Annotated in this window: 17 protein-coding genes; 8 read left to right on the top strand and 9 right to left on the bottom strand. The window is 73.1% G+C overall.

What is annotated here, in order from left to right:
- Positions 1-24 precede the first annotated feature (24 nt).
- Positions 25-714: an organomercurial lyase gene (merB, locus tag ACIA5G_RS18770; protein WP_395924627.1), complete on the bottom strand. Its 690-nt coding sequence runs from the start codon at positions 712-714 to the stop codon at positions 25-27.
- Between the two features lie 124 nt (positions 715-838).
- Here merB and metF point away from each other — a divergent pair, with 124 nt between their 5' ends.
- The 3 genes from metF (at position 839) to ACIA5G_RS18755 (ending at position 4,912) form a co-directional block, all read left to right on the top strand.
- On the top strand, positions 839-1,723 hold the full coding sequence (gene metF / locus ACIA5G_RS18765) for a methylenetetrahydrofolate reductase [NAD(P)H] (protein ID WP_395924625.1): 885 nt from the start codon (positions 839-841) through the stop codon (positions 1,721-1,723).
- 42 nt (positions 1,724-1,765) lie between these two features.
- Positions 1,766-3,454: a DUF885 domain-containing protein gene (locus ACIA5G_RS18760; RefSeq protein ID WP_395924623.1), complete on the top strand. Its 1,689-nt coding sequence runs from the start codon at positions 1,766-1,768 to the stop codon at positions 3,452-3,454.
- A 582-nt stretch (positions 3,455-4,036) separates the two neighbouring features.
- On the top strand, positions 4,037-4,912 hold the full coding sequence (locus ACIA5G_RS18755) for a DMT family transporter (protein WP_395924621.1): 876 nt from the start codon (positions 4,037-4,039) through the stop codon (positions 4,910-4,912).
- Between the two features lie 16 nt (positions 4,913-4,928).
- Here ACIA5G_RS18755 and ACIA5G_RS18750 read toward each other — a convergent pair whose 3' ends face one another.
- On the bottom strand, positions 4,929-5,501 hold the full coding sequence (locus ACIA5G_RS18750; protein WP_395924619.1) for a GNAT family N-acetyltransferase: 573 nt from the start codon (positions 5,499-5,501) through the stop codon (positions 4,929-4,931).
- Positions 5,498-6,010: a YbaK/EbsC family protein gene (locus ACIA5G_RS18745; protein WP_395924617.1), complete on the bottom strand. Its 513-nt coding sequence runs from the start codon at positions 6,008-6,010 to the stop codon at positions 5,498-5,500. The genes ACIA5G_RS18750 and ACIA5G_RS18745 overlap by 4 nt, the downstream gene beginning before the upstream one ends.
- Before the next feature lie 938 nt (positions 6,011-6,948).
- Between ACIA5G_RS18745 and ACIA5G_RS18740 the strand changes: the two genes are divergently transcribed.
- From ACIA5G_RS18740 to ACIA5G_RS18720, 5 genes are all read left to right on the top strand, one after another.
- Positions 6,949-7,407: an SAV_6107 family HEPN domain-containing protein gene (locus tag ACIA5G_RS18740; RefSeq protein ID WP_395924615.1), complete on the top strand. Its 459-nt coding sequence runs from the start codon at positions 6,949-6,951 to the stop codon at positions 7,405-7,407.
- Positions 7,397-8,164, top strand: a complete 768-nt coding sequence (locus ACIA5G_RS18735; protein WP_395924613.1) for a maleylpyruvate isomerase family mycothiol-dependent enzyme — start codon at positions 7,397-7,399, stop codon at positions 8,162-8,164. Before ACIA5G_RS18740 ends, ACIA5G_RS18735 begins: the two co-directional genes overlap by 11 nt.
- A 58-nt stretch (positions 8,165-8,222) precedes the next feature.
- Positions 8,223-8,954: a VOC family protein gene (locus ACIA5G_RS18730; protein ID WP_395924611.1), complete on the top strand. Its 732-nt coding sequence runs from the start codon at positions 8,223-8,225 to the stop codon at positions 8,952-8,954.
- Positions 8,955-8,968: 14 nt separating this feature from the next.
- A complete protein-coding gene (locus tag ACIA5G_RS18725) occupies positions 8,969-9,805 on the top strand; it encodes an alpha/beta fold hydrolase (RefSeq protein ID WP_395924609.1) in 837 nt (278 codons plus the stop codon).
- A gap of 74 nt (positions 9,806-9,879) precedes the next feature.
- Entirely contained in the window at positions 9,880-10,941 is a 1,062-nt protein-coding gene (locus ACIA5G_RS18720) for a GNAT family N-acetyltransferase (RefSeq protein ID WP_395924951.1), read from the top strand.
- A 6-nt stretch (positions 10,942-10,947) separates the two neighbouring features.
- Here the strand turns inward: ACIA5G_RS18720 and def are convergent, their stop codons facing one another.
- The 6 genes from def to ACIA5G_RS18690 all read right to left on the bottom strand — a co-directional run bounded on the left by def (position 10,948) and on the right by ACIA5G_RS18690 (position 20,645).
- The gene (gene def / locus ACIA5G_RS18715) at positions 10,948-11,448 is read right to left on the bottom strand and encodes a peptide deformylase (protein WP_395924607.1); all 501 of its coding nucleotides are present in this window, start codon (positions 11,446-11,448) and stop codon (positions 10,948-10,950) included.
- A 218-nt stretch (positions 11,449-11,666) separates the two neighbouring features.
- On the bottom strand, positions 11,667-16,328 hold the full coding sequence (locus ACIA5G_RS18710) for a DEAD/DEAH box helicase (protein ID WP_395924605.1): 4,662 nt from the start codon (positions 16,326-16,328) through the stop codon (positions 11,667-11,669).
- On the bottom strand, positions 16,306-17,106 hold the full coding sequence (locus ACIA5G_RS18705) for a DeoR/GlpR family DNA-binding transcription regulator (RefSeq protein ID WP_395924603.1): 801 nt from the start codon (positions 17,104-17,106) through the stop codon (positions 16,306-16,308). Before ACIA5G_RS18705 ends, ACIA5G_RS18710 begins: the two co-directional genes overlap by 23 nt.
- The gene (locus tag ACIA5G_RS18700) at positions 17,078-18,376 is read right to left on the bottom strand and encodes an MFS transporter (protein WP_395924601.1); all 1,299 of its coding nucleotides are present in this window, start codon (positions 18,374-18,376) and stop codon (positions 17,078-17,080) included. The genes ACIA5G_RS18705 and ACIA5G_RS18700 overlap by 29 nt, the downstream gene beginning before the upstream one ends.
- Positions 18,373-19,398, bottom strand: coding sequence for a 4-hydroxythreonine-4-phosphate dehydrogenase PdxA (pdxA, locus tag ACIA5G_RS18695; protein WP_395924599.1), 1,026 nt, complete (start codon positions 19,396-19,398; stop codon positions 18,373-18,375). The genes ACIA5G_RS18700 and pdxA overlap by 4 nt, the downstream gene beginning before the upstream one ends.
- On the bottom strand, positions 19,395-20,645 hold the full coding sequence (locus tag ACIA5G_RS18690) for a four-carbon acid sugar kinase family protein (protein ID WP_395924597.1): 1,251 nt from the start codon (positions 20,643-20,645) through the stop codon (positions 19,395-19,397). Before ACIA5G_RS18690 ends, pdxA begins: the two co-directional genes overlap by 4 nt.
- Between the last annotated feature and the right edge of the window lie 19 nt (positions 20,646-20,664).

Raw genomic sequence — 20,664 nt, 5'->3', positions numbered from 1 at the left:
GCCGGGGCACCCGGATGTGGTGAATCAGACTCTGGCCGCGGCGGCCCAGAACGGCCCGGTCAGGCCCGCCTCGGCGAAGTAGTCGACAGCGCCGTCCGGCTCCCGCCGCCGGTAGCCGCGCTCGAGCCGGCCCTCGTACCAGCCGCGCGCGAGCCGCCACAGCGTGACGAGGTCCATCACGTACCCTTTGTCCTGCCCGGTCTGCGCCAGCCACGCGTCCACACAGGACTCGCAGCAGAACAGCCGCTGGTGCCCGCAGCTGTGCAGCACGTCGTCCCACATCCGCGCGGCGGGCACCAGGAAGTGCGCCACCTGCGCGCCTTCCGGCGGCGCGGCGCGGTCGACGACCAGCGCGTGCGGCTGGCCGCAGCCGGGGCAGCGCGTCGCGACGAGCACCTCCGGCTCGTCCTCGACCAGGTGGGGTATCGCGAACGAGTCCCACGCGCAGCCACCCCACCACAGCGTGTGGGAGCCCATCACGGAGAAGCCGAGCGACTTCGCGGCGAACGGGTGCGCCAGCACGACGTGCTCGCACTCGTCGAGCACCAGGTGGTGGGCGTCGGCCAGGCGGTGCAGCGCCTGCTTCGCGACGGCCAGCGACCCGCCCGCCGCGTCGGCCAGCTCCGGCGCGGTCGGCGCGCGGCCGCGGTCGGCGAAGGCGTGGTACACGGCGAGGCGCACGTCCTCGTCCCAGCTCGCGTCGTCGTACCTCATCGGCCACTCCCCGGGGTGAGAGGCCAGTCTAATCGTGGAAACCGCTCGAAGGTGACTCGATCCACTGTCTCGCGACGCGGACGGGGGCTCCCGGATGCCGGGCGTCGGCCCTTAACATTCGGGTATGACGTCGGTGATCGAGCGGTTGCGAGGAGACGGGCCGAAGTTCTCCATCGAGTTCTTCCCACCCCGGGACGCGGCGGACGAGGCCGTCCTGTGGAAGGCCGTCCGGGAACTCGAGCCGTACGACCCGACCTACATGTCGATCACCTACGGCGCCGGCGGCTCCAGCCGCGACGGCACGATCCGCAGCATCGCCCGCGTGGCGACCGAGACGACGCTGGTGCCGATGGCGCACCTGACCGCGGTCAACCACTCCGTCGCCGAGCTGCGCAACGTGATCGGCTGGTACGCCTCGGTCGGCGTCCGCAACATCCTCGCGCTGCGCGGCGACCCGCCGGGTGACGTCTACGGCGACTGGATCCCGCACCCGGAGGGGCTGACCTACGCCGAAGAGCTGGTCCAGCTGGTCCGGGAGCTGGGCGACTTCTGCATCGGCGTCTCGGCGTACACCTACGGCCACCCGCGCTCGGCCGACCTGGAGTCGGACACGAAGTACCTGGTCCGCAAGCTGCGCGCGGGCGCCGACTTCGCGATCGCGCAGCTGTTCCACGACGCCGAGGACTTCCTGCGGCTGCGCGACCGGGTGGCCGCGACCGGCTGCGACGTGCCGGTGCTGCCCGGCGTGATGCCGCTGACGACCATGCGGACGCTGCAGACGACGATCAAGCTGTCCGGCGCACCGGCGCCCCGCAAGCTCCTGGACCGGCTCGAACCGCTGGCCGACGACCCCAAGGCGTTCCGCGCGGCGGGCATCGACGTCACGACGGAGCTGTGCGAGAAGCTGGTCGCCGAAGGCGTGCCGAACCTGCACTTCTACACGTTCAACCGCTCGAAGGCGACTCGCGAGGTGATCGCCCGCCTCGGCCTGGTTCCGGCCCGTGCTTAAGTCCGTACCGCGGCCCCCTGGTGGACCGGTAGCGTGCGGCGCATGGCTTCTACTGCATCCGAAGACGTGCACGGGATCTGCGACCGCTACGTCGAGGACTACGCGGCCGCGGACCCGGTCGCGGCGACGTCCCACGGCATCAACGGGCACGACCACCGCCTGACCGACTACTCGGCGGACGGGTTCGCCGAGCGCGCCGGGCTGGCCTCGCGGGCCCACGCCGCCGTGACCGCGATCGAGCCGCGGGATGCCGCGGAGCGGGCCGCGAAAGCCGTCTTCACCGAGCGCGTCGGCCTGGAGCTGGAGATCCACGAAGCCGGCCTCGACGTCTCGAGCCTGAACGTCATTTCCAGCCCGGTGCAGGAGCTGCGGATGGCGTTCGACCTGATGCCGCTGGACACCGAGCAGGACTGGTCGGTCGTCGCGGCCCGGATCGGCGAGGTGCCGAAGGCGCTGGCGGGGATCCGCACCGGCTTGCTGGCGGGGGCCGACGCGGGGCGCGTCGCGGCGCTGCGTCAGGTCGCGAAGGTGGCGGAGCAGTGCGAAACGTGGGCGGGCCTGAAGGACGAGACGGGCTTCTTCGCCGAGCTCGTCGGCGGCGCGTCTTCGCAAGGTGAAGCCTTGAAGGCGGACCTCGCGCACGGCGCGCGGGCCGCCGAAGAGGCGTTCGCGGAGTTCGCCGGGTTCCTCCGGGCGGAGCTCGCGCCGCGGGCGCCGGTCAAGGACGCCGTCGGCGAGGACGTCTACCGCCTGTGGTCGCGGTACTTCGTCGGCGCTGCCTTGGATCTGCAAGAAGCGTACGAGTGGGGCTGGGCGGAGTTCGCCCGCATCGAAGCCGAGATGCGCACCGTCGCGAACCGGGTGAAGGCGGGCGCGACCCCGGCCGAAGCCGCGGCAGTGCTCGACGCCGACCCGCGTTACCGCATCCGCGGCCGCGCCGAGTTCGAGGCCTGGATGCAGCGCCTGTCCGACGACGCGCTGAAGTCGTTGCGCGGCAAGCACTTCGAGATCTCCGACCGGGTGATGGCACTGGAGTGCAAGATCGCGCCGCCCGGCGGCGGCGTCGGCGCGTACTACACCGGGCCGAGCGAAGACTTCAGCCGCCCGGGCCGGATGTGGTGGTCCCTCCCCGCCGGCCGCGACGAGTTCGTCACCTGGCGCGAAACGAGCACCGTCTACCACGAGGGAGCGCCGGGCCACCACCTCCAGATCGCGACGGCGGTCGACCAGTCGGACGCGCTGAACAAGTACCAGCGCCTGATGGCGTTCACCTCGGGTCACGCGGAGGGCTGGGCGCTGTACTCGGAGCGCCTGATGGAGGAGCTGGGTTACCTGGCGGACGACGGCGACCTGCTGGGCATGCTGTCGGAGCAGCTGTTCCGCGCCGCCCGCGTGGTCGTCGACCTGGGCATGCACCTGGAGCTCTCGATCCCGGCGGGAACCGGCTTCCACGAGGGCGAACGGTGGACGCCGGAGCTGGGCCTGGAGTTCATGCTCACCAGGACGATCACGGACCAGGCCCACGTCCGCGACGAGATCGACCGGTATCTCGGCTGGCCGGGCCAGGCCCCGGCGTACAAGATCGGCGAGCGCCTCTGGCTGGCGGCGCGTGCGGAGGTCCAGAAGCGGGCGGGAGCGGCGTTCGACATCAAGCGGTTCCACACGGAGGCGCTGAAGATGGGCGGCATGGGGTTGGACACGCTGCGGGAGCAGCTGGCCCACCTGGATTGACGAGGTGTGGGGCCCGGCGCCGAGCGGCCGGGCCCCGCCTTTCCCGGCGAAGTCGCGGTTTGACCGCCGGACTTCTGCTGCCGTTTGCTGCTGAGCAAGCTTCACGCGCGGGCCGCAACTCGAGGTGTAATGCACCCAGTGTGGCGTTGGGCGCATCTGACGCACCGAACGCCACATTGGGTGCATCACCCGGCTACCGCCGAGAACCGGGCTTCCCGGGGCACCGGAGCAGGCCCACCGGGGGCCCGCGCCGACCAGCCGGCCCCCGCCCTTCCCTTGGGGGGCGTCCCCTGTCCAGTTTATCGGCCCCCGCCGACAAACCCCTCCCGGAAGCCGTTCCCGGGCTCGGTTGTCCCCAACCCGGTCCCCCTGTGGAAAACCCTTCGCACCCACCCGCGTCCTGCCGCTAAGTTCGCCGCGTGGACCGAATTCTCTTCGTCACCCCACCGCCCCGCGCCTGAGCGGGGCGGTCTTCCGCCGCGTGGCCTGAGTGCCCGCGGCCATCCAGCTGCGCCCTGAAGAAGGGCGCACGCCGCCCCGCGTCGTCGACTCCGATTCCTTCGACGCAGGAGCGTTCTTCCGATGTCTCTCGCCCTACCCGTGCGCGCCCGTTCGTCGGCCGCGCTCGTTCTCGCCGGTGTCCTCTGGGGTACCGGCGGCCTCGCCGGCTCACTGCTCGGTGAACTCGCCGGCCTCCACCCGCTCGCCGTCGCCGCCTACCGGCTGCTCGTCGGCGGCGGGGTCGGGACCCTGTTCGTCGTCCTGAAGGGCGGCGCCCTGCCGCGCACCCGCGAAGCGGCCAAAAGGCTGCTCGCCGTCGGTGGCCTGTTCGCGTTGTTCCAGGCGAGCTACTTCGCCGCCGTCGAGCTCAGCTCGGTCAGCATCGCGACGATGACCACCATCGGCGCCGCACCCGTCGTGGTCACCCTCGCCGGGATGCGGAAACCCCGCGGCTGGACGCTGGTCTCCGTGGCCGGCACCCTCGCCGGGCTCGTCCTGCTCCGCTGGTCGCCGGACCAACCCGCCCACCTCGTCGGGGGCCTCGCCTTCGCGCTGCTCGCGGCGGCCGGCTTCGCGGCGCTCACCATGCTCACCGCGAAGCCGGTCGAAGGCCTGGAGCCGTTGCCCACGACGGCGTTCGGCTGCCTCATCGGTGGTGTGCTGCTCACCCCGCTCGCGAGCTGGTCCGGCATGGTGCTGCCGCTGCACGCGGACGTCCTCGCGGTGGCGTGTTACCTCGGCGCCGTCCCGACCGCGCTCGCCTACGCCGCGTACCTGCGCGGCCTGGCGGACGCGCACCCGGTGCTGGGTGCGCTGTCGGCCGTCCTCGAGCCGTTGACAGCGGCGGTGCTCTCCGCGGTGCTGTTCGGGGAACGGCTGGGCGTCACGGCGTGGTGCGGCGCGGCCGTGCTGGTCGGGGCGCTGGCCGTCGGCTATTGGCGGCCCGAACCGCGGTGAACCCGGGTGCTGCCCCTCAGCGCGGCTCGAGGGGCAGCGCCCGCCCGAGGATCGCGAACGGCCGCGGGTCGCCGGCGAAGTGGTAGTCGCGCAGGACGTCGACGAACCCGGTGCGGCGGTAGAGCTTCCACGCGCGGCTGGTGCCCTCGGGCGTCGACAGCAGCACGTTCGCGCTCGGCACGCCGTCCATCAGGCCGCGCAGCAGGTCCTCGCCGATCTGGTGGCCCTGGTTCTCCGGCCGGACGTGGATCTCGGTCAGCTCGAAGTAGTCCGCCAGCCAGCGCTCGGCCGCTTCGGGCCCGGACCGCCGGCTGAGCCCGTGCCGCACCTGCTCGTGCCACCACTGCCCGGCGCGCCCGCGGTAACCGTAGGCGACCCCGAGCAGGGCGTCGTCGGCGTCGAGCGCGGCCATGCAGCGCCAGCCCTCACGCAGCGCGTGGGTGAGCCACATCGGCGCGCGCTGTTCGGCGGTGCCCGCCGGGTACCGCATCGCCCGGACGTAGATGGCGAGCGCCTCGGGCAGGCGCGCGCGGAACTCGTCCGCGGAGAGCTGGACGTAACGGGAGCAGCCGGCGGGCATCGCGGTCACGGCTGCCCATCTTCCTCCGCGCCGGCGAGCGCGCCCGGGGTGCCCCCGGTCAAGGCCACCAGCCCGGCGAAGGTGGTGGGGAACACGGTCTTCGGGTGCCCGGCCGCGGCCCACACGACGTCGTGGGCGCGCAGGGCGGTGTCGACCAGCGTCGGCAGCGGCGCGGGGTGCCCGACCGGCGCGACGCCGCCGATCGGCTGCCCGGTGTGTGCACGCACAAAATCGGCGTCGGCCTTCCCGATTTCGGCCCCGGCCAGCCGGGCGAGCGTGGCCGGATCCGCGCGGTGCGCGCCCGAGGTCAGCGCGAGGAGCGCGTTTTTGTCGGACCCCAGGCGGAAGATGAGGCTGTTGGCGATGGCCCCGACCGGCACGCCGAGCGCTTCGGCCGCCTGCGCGGCGGTCCGGACCTCGGCGGGCAGGACACGGATGCCCTCGGCGGCGGCGTGCTGGCCGGCTTCGGCGAGCGCGGCCGCCACCTTGGCGACGGCGGGGTGCTCCAGCGAACTCATGAGCCTATGAGATCACGCCACCGACCTGGTGTCCCGCACCACGTCCGGGGATTCCACCCGTGGGGTTGAGCGGACGCCGGGTCCGGGGTTACTCTGGAAATCGTTCGAACAGGCGTTCGACATCTGGTGAGCGCGCACCGGTCAGGTGCCCGGCGCCGGGACGGGGGAAGCGTCTCGGCGGCGGGTCCCCGACCGGGCTCACCCCGCGCAGGAGGAGGGTCGTCATGTCCGTCAAGGTCGTGTCCCCCACGGATCCCGGGCAGCCGCAGCTGCCCCTTTCGCCGCACCCGGCCACCGACACGGCCCCGGCCCGGCGCCACCCGTCGGCCGCGGGCAGCCGCCAGGCGCAGCTGTCGATGCCGCTGCGCCCGGCCGTCGTGGCGGCAACCTCCTGCGAACCCCGCCGCCGCCCGCCGGCTCCGACGACGGACCCTGCGCAGCCGCAGCTGCCCCTGGCATCGCGCCCGCAGGCTCCGGCGGACTCGGAGCAGCCGCAGTTGCCTTTGCCGTCGCGTCCGGCTGCCGTGCCGGTGACGGCCGGGGCAACCCCCGAAGCCGACTCCGCGCGGTCGCAGCTACCCCTTTCGCCGCGCGCGGCTGAGGCAGTCACCGGGACTTCCGGGCAGGTCCGGCCGCGTTCGTCGGTTGCGGTGGCGGACCCCGCGCGGGCCCCGCTGCCTCTGTCGCCGCGCGCGGCTGAGGCAGTCACCGGGACTTCGGGGCAGGCTCGGCCGGATTCGTCGGTTGCGGTGGCGGACCCCGCGCGGGCCCCGCTGCCTCTGTCGCCGCGCGCGGCTGAGGCGGCCACCGCGACTTCTGGGCAGGTCCGGCCGGATTCGTCGGCTGCGGCGGCAGACGCCGCGCAAGCCCAACCGCCTCCGTCGCCGCGTGCCGCCACGGTGCCGTCGGCAGCAGCCTCCTCGCAGCCTCACCTGCCCATGACTCACCCGGCCACCCCGGCGGAAGCCGACCCTCAGCTCCCCATGTCCCTGCGCCCGCCGGCCCTGCCTGCCGCAGCCGGCCTGCTCGCGCAGGCGCGGCGCGGGCTCGCCGAGGCCGAACGGGAGACCGACGCCGCGGAGCGGTTCATCGGTGCCTACCTCGCGGCCCTGCGTGGCGCCGCCGCCGTGCTTGCCGCTCGTGGGCGGCCGCACCGGGGGCGGGCGCGGCCGGCCAGCACCTGGGTGCTGCTCGACTCCGTCGCCCCTGAGCTGCGGGAGTGGTCTGCCTTCTTCGCGAGCAACTCGGCCGCGCGCGCCGCCGCGCAGGCCGGGATCACCGGCAAGGTCACCGACGAGTCGTCCGCGCAGCTGGTGCGCGCCGCCACGCCGTTCCTGGAACTCGCCCGCCGTCTGGTGCACGGCCTGCCGATCACCGGGGGAGCCCATGTCGCGTGAGCAGGGCCTGGTCGACCACGGGCGGCTGCTCACGGCGTTGGGGATCGAAGGCCGGGTGCTGGCCGAAGCGGTGCACGCGGCGCCGGTCGAGGCGCCGGTGCCGGCGTGCCCGGGCTGGTCGCTCGCCGAGGTGGCCCGGCACGTCGGGAGCCTCTACCGGATGGTCCGGCGCCGGCTGGTCGAGGGCCGCACCCCGGAAGAGTGGCAGCGCGACCCCGGACCCGGCCAGAGCCTGGCGGAATACCTGGAGACGGGCCTGGCCGAACTGCTCGACGAGCTGGCCGCGCACGACCCGGAAGAGCACGCCGACACGTGGTGGCCGGCCGACCCGACCTTCGGGTTCTGGCGACGCCGGATGCTGCACGAAACGGTGATCCACCGCGTGGACGTCGAACAGGCGGCGGGCACTCCGGAGCGCGGTGTCGCCGAAGACCTCGCGCTCGACGGCATCGACGAGGCGCTGACCCTGTGGTTCGGCCAGAAGCTGCCGATGCTCGGGCTGACCGGCACCAAAGCGGGCTCGGTCGGCGTGCGGGCCGGCGCGCACAGCTGGATCGCGCGGGCCGGCCCCGAGGTGACGGAGGCCTGGCGCTGCTCGGCCGAGGAGGCCGAGACCGCGGACGACGTCGTCACGGCAAGACCCGCGCAGATCTACCTCTGGCTCTGGGGCCGCGCGTCCCTGACCTCGGTGACCGTGCGGGGAGTCCACGACCAGGCCGCGCAGCTCTGGGCGCTGCTGCGGCTCGCGACCCGATGATCCGGCCGGTGGGGAAGCCGAACCGGAACTGTCGGGGGTCGCGGTTAGCCTGCAGCGCATGAACACGCGCCTGGTGAACCTGGTGATCGACGCGGCGCGGCCGAGGGTCCTGGCGGACTTCTGGGCCGCGCTGCTCGGCTGGAGCGTGGCGGCCGAGGAGCCGGACGAGGTCGACGTGCGCGCCCCGGAGACCGACGGCTGGGACCTGGACCTCGTGTTCGTCCCGGTCCCGGAAGCCAAGGAGGTGAAGAACCGGCTCCACCTCGACCTGGCGAGCACCACCGCCGCGCACCAGGCCGAGCTGGTCGAGCGCGCCCTCGAGCTGGGCGGGAGCCGGGTCGACATCGGGCAGGGTGACGTGCCGTGGGTGGTGCTGGCGGATCCCGAAGGCAACGAGTTCTGCGTCCTGGAGCCCCGCGAGAAGTACGCGGAGTCGGGCGCGGTGGCGTCCGTCCTGGTCGATGCCCACGACCCGGAGCTGCTGGCGGGCTTCTGGGCGCGGATCACGGGCTGGTCGATCCAGTCGCGGGAGGGTGACACCCTGGTCGGCCTGCGCGCGCTTTCGGGCCGCGGGCCGTGGCTGGAGTTCCTTCGCAACAACGACGTGAAGAGTGTGAAGAACCGGGTCCACCTGGACGTGGCGCCCCCGGCGGGAGCCGACCACGCGGCGGCGGTGGCGGAAGTCGTCGCGATCGGGGCGGCGCCCGCGGACCTGGGCGGACCGTCGCTGCCGTGGCGCGTGCTGACCGATCCGGAGGACAACGAGTTCTGCGTGCTGACCCCGCGCTGACCTAGCTTGGGATCATGGAGACCTTCGAGTGGCAGGGGCGCCGGATCGCCTGGGACCGCGCCGGATCCGGGCCCGCGGTGGTGTTCTGCCACGGCACACCGTGGTCGTCGTGGCTGTGGCGGCCCTTCGCCGAAGCGCTGAGCGAAGACTTCACGGTCTACCTCTGGGACATGCCCGGTTACGGCCGGTCCTCGAAGGACGCGGCGCACCCGGTCGGCTTCGGCGTCCAGGCCGAGGCGTTCCAGGCGCTGCTCACCCACTGGGGTCTCGACCGGCCGCACGTCGTCGCCCACGACTACGGCGGTGCCGTGTCGCTGCGCGCCCACCTCGTCCACGGTGTGCCGTACGCGTCGCTGCTGATGGCCGACGTCGTGGCTATCCCGCCGTCGGGCTCGCCGTTCTTCCGGCTCGTCAAGGAGCACCCGGACGTGCTCGCCCGGGTACCGCCCTACATCCACGAGGCGCTGGTCCGCGCCTACATCGGCAACGCGAGCTTCCGTGAGCTGCGGGAGGCCGACCTCGCCGAGCTCACCGCCCCGTGGCTCGGCGAAGAAGGCCAGCCGGCGTTCTACCGCCAGATCGCCGCGTACGACGAGCGCTACCTGGCCGAGAACGAGGCCGGGCTGGCCCGGCTGGACCTCCCGGTGCGCGTGCTCTGGGGCGTTGAGGACACGTGGATCCCGATCGCGACCGGGGAGCGGCTGGCCGCGGGCATCCGCGGCGCGACGTTCACCCCGGTGGCCGGCGCGGGCCACCTCATCCAGCTGGACGCCCCGGTGGCCCTGGCCACCGAGCTGCGGTCCTGGCTGACGAGTGTTTCGCCCGGGTTGCCCGATCGCGTCGAACGCTGACCTGCGCGAAACACCGGCGTCCTGGCCCGGCAACAACCGCGCGGGACCGTGGAGCCATGGAGACATCCAGAGCGTTGCCGCAGGCCGGCCGGACGGCTGCCGTCGAGGAGCCCGCCACCCCGTCCGCCTGGCGGGTGCGGATCCGGATGCACGACCACCCGGGCACGCTGGCCCGGATCGCCATCCGGCTCGCCGACCTCGAGTGCAACATCCTCGGCCTGGCCGTGCTGCCGGTGCCCGGCGGCGTGCTCGACGAGATCGTGCTGCGCCCCGCGACCGGCCTGCCCCGGCGGCTCCTGGTCGACGCCATCCGCGAGGAGGGCTGCGAATGCACCGCGATCATCGACGCCGACGTCCACGAGCTGGTCGACCCGTCGTCGTCGACGCTGGTGGCGGCCCGCCGCGCGATCGACGACCCGGCCCGGCTCGCCGAAGTGCTGAAGGACGTGCTGGCCGCCGACGTGGTCACGCTCGTCCCGGCCGTCGAGGCCAACCCGGCCCGAACGGAGAGCGGGCACCGGGCGGTGTTCTCGATCGAGGCCGGCAAGGCGCTGGTGGCGCGCCGCCAGTGGGCGCCGTTCGTGCAGCTGGAGCTGACCCGCGCCGAAGCGCTGGTCACGCTGCTGACCGCGGCCGCCCGGAACATCGCCGGCCCGGTGGTGCTCGACCGCCCGGACGGCGCGGCGATCGTCCTGCGCAAGGGCGTCCCCGGTGACGCCGACGCGGTGTCCGGACTGCACCGCCGCTGCTCGATGGCGACGCTCTTCCGGCGCTACCACACGGGCGTGCGGACGGTGCCGCGCCGCTGGCTGCACCGGCTGCTGGTGCCGCCCCGCGGCACGAGCGTGCTCGCCGTGTTCGGCCGCGAGGTGATCGGCCTGGCGCAGCTCATCCCGGCGGCCGGCGGGGGCGCCGAGATCTCGCTGCTGGTGGAGGACGACTGGCAGCAGCAGGGCATCGGCACGGCGTTGCTCACCCGGCTCGCGGTGCTCGCCGAGGCCCAGGGCATCACCGAGCTGACGGCGGACTGCCTCCCGGGTGACGACGTCCTGCCCCGCACCGCGGCCCGGGCGGGACTCCGCACGGAACGCGGCGTCGAGGACGGCGCCAAGCTGCGGCTGTTCCTGCCCGCCTGAGCCGGCTCAGCGCTTCCAGAACCAGTCTTTGTCCCGCGCTTCGCGCATCGCGGACTTCTTGCGCTCGGCCGAAAGCCGGTCGAGGTAGAGGACACCGTCGAGGTGGTCGGTCTCGTGCTGCAGGCACTGCGCCAGCACGTCTTCGCCCTCGACCTCGATGGGCTTGTTGTGGACGTCGACGCCCCGCACCTTCGCGTGCTTCGCCCGCTTGGTGGGGAACCACAGCTCCGGCACGGACAGGCAGCCCTCGTTGATCTCGTGGGTCTCTTCGGACAGCTCGACGACCTCGGGGTTGACGACGTACCCGGTGAGCCCGGCGACGTCGTAGCTGAAAACGCGCAGCCCGACCCCGATCTGCGGCGCGGCCAGCCCGGCCCGCCCGTCCGGCTTGACGGAGTCGAGCAGGTCCCGCACGAGCGCCTCGAGCTTCTCGTCGAACACGGTGACCGGTTCGCAGACGGACTTGAGGATCGGGTCCCCGAAATAGCGCAGTTCGCGCATGGCCATGAGCAGAACATCCTTCGTGCGTGTCGGACTGGCAGCTTAGGCCAGCGCGGAACAGCCCCGCCGGGCGATCGGGAACCCGGCCGGCGGCCCCGGGTTTCCGGCGCACGGGCCGAGCCTCGCCGAGCGGCCGGCGCCGGCTGGTTCGCGATGGGGTAGCCGCCATGTCGCGGCGGGGTTCGGTTGCCGGGGCTGCCCGGCCGCGCGAGACCGGCTGCGCTTCAGGCCCGCAGCCGCAGACCTGAGGGTGTCGCCCGGAATCCGGCCTCTCGCAGCACTTCCGCCAGTTCCGAAGTCAACGCTTGCTCGCCGTCCGCGCGTTGGACCGACAGCTGGCCCAGCCAGCCCTCGCGGACCGCTGCCGACAGGGCCTGGGCCGCGTCCACCAGGGGTTGGCGTTCCTCCGTGAAGCTCAGCAGTGAGCGTCCTCCTCGTTCGACGTACAGCGCCGGCACGCCGTCCACCAGCACGGCCAGCGCGCCGGCCTTGCGGGCCGGCCGGTGTTTCGTGTCGCCTGTTGCCGCGGGCCAGGGGAGTGCCGCGCCGTAAGGCTGGGCCGGGTCCGCCGCCGCCAGCACCACCGCCCGGCCGGGTGCCGGACGGCCGGGGCCGGAAAGCGCACGCAAGCGGTCGACCGCGCCCTTCGCCGCGAACTGGGCGGCGCCCAGCCCTTCGACGACGTAACCGCGGATCACCTGGCCGGTGTCCTCCATGCCGCGGAGCACCTTGTAGATCCCGGAGAACCCGCCGGTGACGCGTTCGGTGTCAAGCGCGCCGCGGGTCAGGACGCCGTGCCGCTCCAGGAAGGCCTCGGTCCGCGCGTGGGCCCGCCGGGTCGCGTCGGTCTCGCGGGCGGGGGTCAGCGCCCACCGGCCGGCGACGGTCGGCGGCCCGGACCGCGACGGCATCTGCGGCCGCCCCGCCCGCAGCCGCGCATACCGGCCGCGGGGCGCCTGCCGCCGGGGTTTGTGCGCCCCGTGCCCGGCGACCTGGGCCCGCAACGGCCCCAGCGTGTCGCCGGTGACCAGCCCGGCCCACACCAGGTCCCACAGCGCGGCCACGACTTCGGCGTCACTCGGCGCCTTCTCCACCAGCACGGTCGCGCGGTCCACCAGCTGGCGGAAGAACAGCGCCCCACCCTCCAAAGTGGACACGATCGCGTCGTGCAGCGGGCCGGTCGGGATGTCCTCGACCACCTCGGGCAACAGGAGGTCGGCGACGTCCGTGGGGGCGAGGGCGATCCAGCCGTCCCCGCCGGACAGCGCGCCGCAGCCCGCCCAGGTGACCTCGCCCGCGGTCGTCAGCTCGTCCAGCAGCGCGGGGGAGTAGCCCGGCAGCCGCCCGGGCAGGATCAGCGACTCCACCGCGCTCGCCGGCAACGGCGCCCCGGCGAGCTGCTCGACCACCGACAGCACGTCGTCCGCCGTCGGCGCCGCCCGGACGCGGCCGCCGAACCCGTGCCACGACGGCAGGAACCGGCCCAGCGCCGCCGGTTCGACCGGCTCCACCTCGGCCCGCAGCTTCGCCAGCGACGCCCGCCGCAGCCGCCGCAGCACCGCGGAATCGCAATATTCGACACCGACGCCGTGGGTTTCCGGATGCCCCACCGGGCTCAGCTCACCCCGGACCAGCCGGCCTTCCCCGGTCATCCGGTCGAGGACCCCGGTGACGACCGCCGTGCCGAGGCCGAACCGGGCGGCCGCGCTCGCCGCGGCGAACGGCCCCCGGCTGCGGGCGTAGCGCGACAGCAGGTCCCCGAGCGGGTCCGCCACCGGTTCGGTGAACGCCTCGGGCACACCCACCGGCAACGCGGTGCCCAGCGCGTCGCGCACCCGGCCGGCGTCCTCGATCGCCAGGAACCGTTCCGTGCCCCCGATCCGCACCCGGATCGCCCGCCGCGCCGATTCCAGCTCGGTCAGCCACTCCGGCTGGATCCCGCGCTCACCGGCCTCTTCGATGGTCAGGTCGCCGAGGAAGCGCAGCAGGTCGGCCGCGTCCTCGGCCGAGCGTGCGTGCCGATCGGGTTCCAGCCGCTGCAGCGACCGCTCCACCTCGGTGACCGCTTCGGGATCCAGCAGCTCCCGGATCGCTTCGGTGCCCAGGAGTTCGGCCAGCAGCGCCGAATCCAGCGACAAAGCGGCGGCCCGGCGCTCGGCCAGCGGCGCGTCCGTCTCGTACAGAAACATCCCGACGTAACCGAAGAGCAGGCTGCGCGCGAACGGCGACGCGGCCGGTGTCTCGACCTCGACCAGCCGGACCTTGCGGGCCCGGACGTCGGACATCAGCTCACGCAGGCCACCCACGTCGTAGACGTCCTGCAGGACCTCCCGCATCGCCTCCAGAACCACCGGGAAGCGTTCGTACTTCGCCGCCACCGACAGCAGCTGCGACGCGCGTTGCCGTTGCTGCCACAGCGGAGTGCGGCGCCGCGGATCCCGGCGCGGCAGCAGCAGCGACCGCGCCGCGCACTCGCGGAACCGCGCAGCGAACACGGCCGAGCCGCCGACCTCGGCGACGATCAGCTGCTCGACCTCCTCGGGATCGAGCAGGATGTCGTCGGCGCTGATGGTCACGTCGCCGCCCTCGGCGTCGAGCGCGTCCGGCAGCCGCAGCACGATGCCGTCGTCGGAGTGCGCGATCTGCGCGTCGACACCGCGATTCTCCCGCAGCCGCGCCGCGATCGCCAGCGCCCACGGCGCGTTCACCTGCGCGCCGAACGGCGAGTGCACGATGATCCGCCAGTCACCCAGCTCGTCGCGGTAGCGCTCCAGCAGGATCGTCCGGTCGTTCGGCACGTGCCGGGTCGCGGCCTTCTGCTCGGTCAGGTAGGCGAGCAGGTTGTCGCACGCCCGCTCGTCCAGGCCCGCCGCGGTGGCTCGCGCCCGCGCCTTCTCGTCGTCCGATGTGGATAGTTCGCGGACGAACTTCCCCAGCGCCCGGCCGAGTTCCAGCGGCCGGCCCGGCGCGTCACCCTTCCAGAACGGCATCCGCGCCGGTTCGCCCGGCGCGGGCACCACGATGACACGGTCGTGCGTGATGTCGGTGATCCGCCACGACGACGTGCCCAGCAGGATGGTGTCGCCGACCCGCGACTCGTACACCATCTCCTCGTCGAACTCACCGACGCGGGAGCCGGGTTTGTCGTCCCCGCCCGGGGTCATCACCGTGAACAGACCGCGGTCGGGGATGGTGCCGCCCGAGGTGACGGCCAGCCGCTGCGAGCCGGGCCGCCCGCGCAGCTCGCCGCTGATCCGGTCCCAGGTGATCCGCGCCCGCAGCTCGCCGAACTCCTCGCTCGGGTAGCGGCCCGCGAGCATGTCGAGCACCGCGTGCAGCGCGTCGTCCGGCAGCGAGGCGAACGGCGCCGCCCGGCGCACCAGCGACGCCAGGTCCGGCATCGTCCACGGTTCCAGTGCCACCATGGCCACGACGTGCTGCGCCAGGACGTCCAGGGGGTTGCGCGGGTAGCGGACCGCCTCGATCGCGCCGGTCGCCATCCGTTCCGCGACCACCGCACAGGAGACGAGGTCACCGCGGAACTTGGGGAACATCACCCCGGACGACACCGCGCCGACCTGGTGCCCGGCCCGGCCGACCCGCTGCAGGCCGGACGCCACCGTCGGCGGCGCCTCGATCTGCACCACCAGGTCGACCGCGCCCATGTCGATGCCCAGCTCCAGCGACGACGTCGCCACCACACACGGCAGCCGCCCGGACTTCAGGTCCTCCTCGACGTGCGTGCGCTGCTCCCGCGACATCGACCCGTGGTGCGCCCGCGCGATCACCGGCGGCGCGCCGGTGCTCACCCCGGACTGCCCGACGGCTTCGGCCGGGAAGGTGTCGGCCGGTGTGAGCTCGGTCTGCTCGGCGGCGAGCTCGTTGAGCCGCACTGTCATCCGTTCGGTGAGCCGCCGGGAGTTGGCGAACACGATGGTCGAGCGGTGGCTCCGGATCAGGCTCAGCACCCGTTCTTCCACCGCCGGCCAGATCGACGGCCGCTGCACCGGGTTGCCGGCGATCTCCTCGAGCGTGCCCAGGCCGCCGGGCGCGATGTCGCCGGGTGGGAACGCCTCGGTCATCGACTCCAGCTCGTCGAACGGGCTCGGCGCCGGGCCGCGCGGGGCGTCGAGGTTGCTCATGTCGTCGACCGGGACCTCGACCCGCACTTCGATGGTCTTCGCCAGCTTCGGCTGGACCACCCGCACCGGACGGCCGCCGGCCAGGAACGCGCTCACCTCGTCGACCGGGCGGACCGTCGCCGACAGCCCGATCCGCTGCGCGGGCTTGGGGAGCAAGGAGTCGAGCCGTTCCAGCGACAGCGCGAGGTGCGCGCCACGCTTGCCGCCGGCAACCGCGTGCACCTCGTCGACGATCACGGTTTCGACACCGCGCAGCGACTCCCGGGCCGACGACGTGAGGATCAGGAACAGCGACTCCGGCGTGGTCACCAGCACGTCCGGCGGCGTTTTGCCGAAGCTGCGCCGCTCGGCCGCGGTGGTGTCGCCGGTGCGCATGCCGACCTCGATCTCGGGCACCGGCAGCCCGAGCCGCCGGGTGGCCTGCGAGATCCCGGCGAGCGGGGCCCGCAGGTTCCGCTGGACGTCGACGGCGAGCGCCTTCAGCGGGGAGACGTAGAGGATCCGGCAGCGTTTGGTGGCCTCCGCCGGCGGCGGCTCCACCGAGAGCCGGTCCAGTGCCCAGAGGAAGGCAGAAAGCGTCTTGCCGGAGCCGGTCGGCGCGACGACCAGGGCGTGCTCGCCCGCGTGCGCCGCCCGCCAGGCTCCCTCCTGCGCCGCGGTGGGCGCGGCGAAGGCCCCCGCGAACCAGTCCCGGGTCGCGGGGGAGAAGAGGTCGAGCACGTCAGTGGCCACGTCGTCCATCATGCGCGGCACCACCGACAGTTTCCGGCGTGCCCGCCAGGATCACGCTCTGGGCGAACTGCGGATAGGTGACGTCGATCTTCGGTTCGTCGGTGATCAGCCGGTATTCGCGGTCGAGCGGCGCCCAGTACGAGAAGGGGGCCTGGCCCAGCTTGGAGTGGTCGGCCAGCACGTACGCCTCGCCGCCCGCGTGCAGCATCGTGTGCTTGACCACCGACTGCTCCAGTGACGGGCAGCACAGGCCCCGCTCGGCCACCAGGCCGTCCGCGCCCAGGAACACCCGATCGGGGGAGATGTGCCGCAGCTGGGCGAGCACGCTCTCGCCCAGGATCGCTTCGTTGGGGTGCCGCAGCCGCCCGCCGAGGACGATCAGGTCGATCCCGGCGAAGCCGGCGAGCTCACGGATGGCGTTGACGCCGTTCGTGACGACGGTCAGCCCCTCGCGGTGGGCGAGGTGGCGGGCGAGCCTGCCGGTGGTCGTGCCGGCGTCGAGCAGCACGACCTCGCCGTCGCGCACCAGCGCGGCGGCTTGCCGGGCGATGGCGTCCTTCGCCGCCGCGTGCTCGCGGTCCTTCTCGAGCGGACTGCGTTCGGTGTCGAGCGCGCCGCCATAAGTGCGCACGACGTGCCCGGCCCCGGCGAGGGAGGCGAGGTCGCGGCGGATCGTCGACTCCGAGACGCCGAACTCCTCGGCCAGTTCCGCGATGCCGCCCGAGCCGTCGCGGACGGCTTCGAGCAGCATCGCGCGCCGGTCACGGGTGCCTGGTCGAGGCTGGGACATGCGCCGAGTCTTCCACGAGGGACGGTTTCAGCCCGAAGAACGCCAGGCCGGCGGCCACGGCGAGGAACGCGGCCAGCACGACGAACCCGGTGGTCGCGCTGCCGGTGACGTCGGTGAGCCAGCCGACCAGGTAGGGCCCGGCAAAGCCGCCGAGGTTGCCCAGCGCGTTGATCAGGCCCATCGCCACGGCGACGACCTCGATGCCGAGGAGCCGGCCGGGGATGGCCCAGAACGGCCCGTACGGCATGTAGACGCCGGTCGCCACCACGCAGAGCAGGATCAGTTGCACCACCGGCGGCCAGTGCACGAGGTTGCCCAGCAGCAGCCCGCCGATCGCGACGAGCAGCGGCACGGTGACCGCGAGCCGCCGGTTGCCGGTGCGGTCCGACCAGTGTGCGCACGCGACCATCCCGGCCAGCGCCAGGACGTACGGCACGGCCGACAGGAACCCGACGGCGGTGGCCGACCCGCCGGTCATCGTCTTCACCACCGAAGGCAGCCACAGGGAGAAGCCGTAGAACCCGGTGATCCAGAAGAAGTAGACGCCGATCAGCAGCAGTACCTGGCGGTTCGCCAATGCCTGCCGGTAGCCCTGCTTCGCGAACGCCGGCTTCGCGTCTTCTTCGGCCTTCAAGGTGCTTTCGAGGTACTCGCGTTCTTCCGCGGAGATCCAGCGGGCCTGCGCCGGCCGGTCCGCCACCGCGAACCACCAGACGACCGCCCACAGCAGCGGCGGCAGGCCCTGGATCACGAACACCCAGCGCCACGACATGTGGTCGAGCATCAGCCCGGACAGCGGCGACATGATGATCGCCGAGATCGGCAGGCAGGTCATCCACAGCGCGTTCGCCCGGGCCCGTTCGGCCTGCGGGAACCAGGACGCCAGCAGGATCAGCACGGCCGGCCAGACGCCGCCCTCGAACAGCCCGAGCAGCAGCCGGGCAAGGTACAGCTGAGTCTCGTTCTGCACGAGGCCGCACAGGACGGCCGCGACCGCCCACGCGATCATCAGCAGCAGCACCGTCTTGCGGGCGCTCCACTTCACCGCCAGCACGGCCGCCGGGATCTGCAGGATCAGGTAGCCGATGAAGAAGATGCCGCTCGCCAGCCCCTTCGCGCTGGCGGACAACGGGAAGTCGTCGCCGATGTAGGGCAGGATCACCGCGACGTTCGTGCGGTCGAGGTAGGCCAGCATGTACATGACCACCGCGACCGGGATGACGTACGCCCACCGTTTGCGGGGCACCCCCGCCGGCACCGCGACCGTCATCGGCCCGGTGGGTAGATGGCGGGCAGTTTCCGCGCGTACGGCGCCAGAGTCGCCGCCGCCTTGAACGCCGCGACCATCGTGCCGTGCGACGCCCGGCCGGTGCCGGCGATGTCGAACGCCGTGCCGTGGTCGACCGACGTGCGCAGGATCGGCAGGCCGACCGTCACCGAGACGGTGCCGTCGAAGTCGTAGGTCTTCGACGCGATGTGCCCCTGGTCGTGGTAGAGCGAGAGCACACCGTCGAACCGGCCCTGGATCCCTTGGTGGAACACCGAATCCGCGGGGATCGGGCCGACCACGTCGAGCCCGGCGACCCGCGCGGCGGCCACCGCGGGCGCGATCGCGATGATCTCCTCGTCGCCGAACTTGCCGTTCTCGCCGCCGTGCGGGTTCAGCGCGGCCACGGCGAGTCTCGGTTTTTCCGTGCCGAACACTTCGAGCGCGGTGTACGCCTCGCGGATCGCGTGCTCGATGTTTTCCCGGGTGATCTGGTCGATCGCCTGGCGCAGCGAGAGGTGCCGGGTGGCGAAGAAGATCTTCAGTCCCGACACCCAGAACATCGTGTTGAACCGGGTCGACCCGGTCAGCTCGCCGAGCATCTCGGTGTGCCCGAGGTGCTGCGAGCCGGCCGCCCAGATCGCCTCCTTGTTGATCGGCGCGGTGACGACCGCGTCGACCTCGCCGGCCAGCGCGAGCCGGGTGGCCACCTCGATCGCGCCCACGGCGGCGGCGCCCGCGGTCGCGTTCACCTCGCCCCACGGCAGGTCCTCCCGGACCACACCGAGGTTGAGGATGTCGATCACGCCGGTGGTGAAGCGCGCGTCGGCGAGCGTGGCGATCGGGTTGATCTCCAAGTGCAGGCCCAGGTGCCGGACCAGGCGTTCCAGCACGATCGCGTCGCCCACCGCGACCCCGCGCGCCAGCTGCAGGGACTCGGGCTCGGCGAGGGTCTTGAGGGTGATCTCCGGGCCGATGCCCACGGGGTCGCCGAGGGTGACGGCGAGGATGGGGAGGTCGCTCACGGGTTCTTCCTTCCGGTGGCCAGCACGTGGTTCAGGTGTTCCAGGCAGGCGACCGCGGCGTCGCGCCCGCCGATCAGCCCGCCTTTCGTCGCGAAGGGCAGCCCGGTGTGCGGGCCGCCGGACAGCCGCCCGGCGACCGCCAGCGGCAGCACCTCGGCGTCGATCTCGAAGCCTTCTGCGCCAAGGGCTTTCGTGACTTCGACGGCGATGTCGCCGCCGGTGGCGTAGAGCCCGCCGATGTGGTGCGTTTCGAGCACCAGCCGGGCCGCTTCGCCGAGCGCCGGCGGGATCCGCGCGGCGATGCCGGGATCGATCGGCGTGCCCGGGGTGGGCGCCCGGGTCCGGATGCCGACCACACGGTGCCCGGCGTCGAGCAGTTCCCCAGCGGCGGCGGCGATCGACGGCGGATCGGGCTTCTCCGGATCGACGTCGACGTACCGCGCGTCCAGCACCAGCTCGGTTTCCAGCAGCTGGTCGTGGGTCTGCCCGGTGATGCTGCCGACCACGGCGAGCACCGGCGGAACGGTGCCGTGGCCGGGCGCGAGGCCCAGCGCCGCCGCCAGCCGGACGCCGAACGGGCCCGAATCCACCGAGATCCACCGGGTCCCTCCGGCCGCCAGCCGGGCCGCGGCCCGCGCGACGGTGGTGAGGTGCCGGTTCGTCGTGGCGTCGCAGACGACGATCTCCGCGGAACCGCGCAACGCCGCCTCGACTGCGTCCACGCCCTCTTCGACGACGTCCAGCGGCAGCTCGGCGATCTCCCGCTGCGTCGGTTGCAGGAGGGCCCGGATCCGCGACGTCCTCACCGGGGCGAGCGGATCGCGTGACGCGGGGCTTTCGGCCAGCGGCACACCGTCGACCAGGTGCAGGCCGCCGAGGGTGACGCGGCCGGCGTCCGGGAACGCGGGCACGACCAGGGCGCGGGCGCCCGGCGCCGTGGCCAGGACGGCTTCGGTCTCGACGCCGACGTTGCCGCGCAGGGTCGTGTCCACGCGCTTCACCGTCAGCGCGACGGGCCCGGTCAGCTCGATCGCGGTCCGCACCGCTCGCGCGGCGTGTGGTGGCGAGGCGTGGCGGGTACCCAAGTTCACCACGAGGGCGTCGATCCCGCTCTCCGCGCGGAAGCAGGGCGCGTCCGGCTCGAGGGGCGCGTTGACGGACACCGCGCGCAGCCCGAAGCGGGCGTACAGCGCTCCGGTCGCGTTGCTGCCGGTCAGGTCGTCCCCGAGGACGAGCAGCTTCGGCATCCGACGCTCCTTTGCGCGA

The sequence above is a fragment of the Amycolatopsis sp. NPDC051758 genome, from assembly GCF_044453095.1.
Lineage (GTDB): Bacteria > Actinomycetota > Actinomycetes > Mycobacteriales > Pseudonocardiaceae > Amycolatopsis.
The sequence above is the reverse complement of the archived record's forward strand: the minus strand, read 5'-3'. Positions and strand labels throughout refer to the sequence as shown.

Bases quoted from the DNA above. Each gene is read 5' to 3' on its own strand.
- merB (WP_395924627.1), bottom strand. From the start codon at position 714: ATGAGGTACGACGACGCGAGCTGGGACGAGGACGTGCGCCTCGCCGTG.
- metF (WP_395924625.1), top strand. From the start codon at position 839: ATGACGTCGGTGATCGAGCGGTTGCGAGGAGACGGGCCGAAGTTCTCC.
- ACIA5G_RS18760 (WP_395924623.1), top strand. From the start codon at position 1,766: ATGGCTTCTACTGCATCCGAAGACGTGCACGGGATCTGCGACCGCTAC.
- ACIA5G_RS18755 (WP_395924621.1), top strand. From the start codon at position 4,037: ATGTCTCTCGCCCTACCCGTGCGCGCCCGTTCGTCGGCCGCGCTCGTT.
- ACIA5G_RS18745 (WP_395924617.1), bottom strand. From the start codon at position 6,010: ATGAGTTCGCTGGAGCACCCCGCCGTCGCCAAGGTGGCGGCCGCGCTC.
- ACIA5G_RS18740 (WP_395924615.1), top strand. From the start codon at position 6,949: ATGACTCACCCGGCCACCCCGGCGGAAGCCGACCCTCAGCTCCCCATG.
- ACIA5G_RS18735 (WP_395924613.1), top strand. From the start codon at position 7,397: ATGTCGCGTGAGCAGGGCCTGGTCGACCACGGGCGGCTGCTCACGGCG.
- ACIA5G_RS18730 (WP_395924611.1), top strand. From the start codon at position 8,223: ATGAACACGCGCCTGGTGAACCTGGTGATCGACGCGGCGCGGCCGAGG.
- ACIA5G_RS18725 (WP_395924609.1), top strand. From the start codon at position 8,969: ATGGAGACCTTCGAGTGGCAGGGGCGCCGGATCGCCTGGGACCGCGCC.
- def (WP_395924607.1), bottom strand. From the start codon at position 11,448: ATGGCCATGCGCGAACTGCGCTATTTCGGGGACCCGATCCTCAAGTCC.
- ACIA5G_RS18710 (WP_395924605.1), bottom strand. From the start codon at position 16,328: ATGATGGACGACGTGGCCACTGACGTGCTCGACCTCTTCTCCCCCGCG.
- ACIA5G_RS18705 (WP_395924603.1), bottom strand. From the start codon at position 17,106: ATGTCCCAGCCTCGACCAGGCACCCGTGACCGGCGCGCGATGCTGCTC.
- ACIA5G_RS18700 (WP_395924601.1), bottom strand. From the start codon at position 18,376: ATGACGGTCGCGGTGCCGGCGGGGGTGCCCCGCAAACGGTGGGCGTAC.
- ACIA5G_RS18690 (WP_395924597.1), bottom strand. From the start codon at position 20,645: ATGCCGAAGCTGCTCGTCCTCGGGGACGACCTGACCGGCAGCAACGCG.